The organism is Streptomyces sp. sk2.1, assembly GCF_008120935.1.
Lineage (GTDB): Bacteria > Actinomycetota > Actinomycetes > Streptomycetales > Streptomycetaceae > Streptomyces.
Window position 1 is genome coordinate 1 of the sequence record NZ_RDBO01000236.1, and the last position, 601, is coordinate 601.

The window sequence follows — 601 nt, forward strand, 5'->3', positions numbered from 1 at the left end:
GCCCCGGCCGTCCTCGGCACTGAGCGACGGGTACTGCGGGGAGAACTCGCACGGCTGCGCCTCGCACGACTCGCACGGCTGCGCCTCGCGCGGCTGCGGCCCGTTCCGCTCCCCGGACGTGCCGGACGGCTGCCGGGCGGGGAAGCCCGGGCCCGAGTCGGCGACCTCGATGCGGCACTTCTCGCCGTCCAGATAAGCGGTGACCCGGTACTGCCCGGAGGCCGATCCGGGCAGTTCGTCCCACGCGTCCCACGGGTCGAGGGCGACGCCCCGGCCCTCCCGGCGCTCCCGGTCCTCCGCGTCCCGGTGGTCGCCGCCGTGCTCGACGGCGTTCGCGCAGGCCTCGCTGAGCGCGAGCGACAGATCGAAGGAGATGTCCGGGTCCACACCCGCGGTCTCCATCGTCCCCAACAGGAAGCGGCGGGCGAGCGGAACGCTCGCGGCCTCACGCCGCAGATGGAGGGACCACCAGATGCTCATGCTCCAGCCTCCTGGCCGCGGCTCGACATACCGATACCTGTATTGCCGCACCGCACCGTTCGTAAGCACGGACCGGATGTGAGACCGCTCATTCGGCGGATGGCCGTGCTCCGCGCGCCCG

1 protein-coding gene is annotated in these 601 nt (G+C 72.9%); it reads right to left on the reverse strand.

Annotated features, from left to right (window positions below):
- Positions 1–480: ATP-binding protein (locus tag EAO76_RS43080; protein WP_148841654.1), on the reverse strand; the 480-nt coding region annotated here is incomplete at its 3' end.
- Positions 481–601 lie beyond the last annotated feature (121 nt).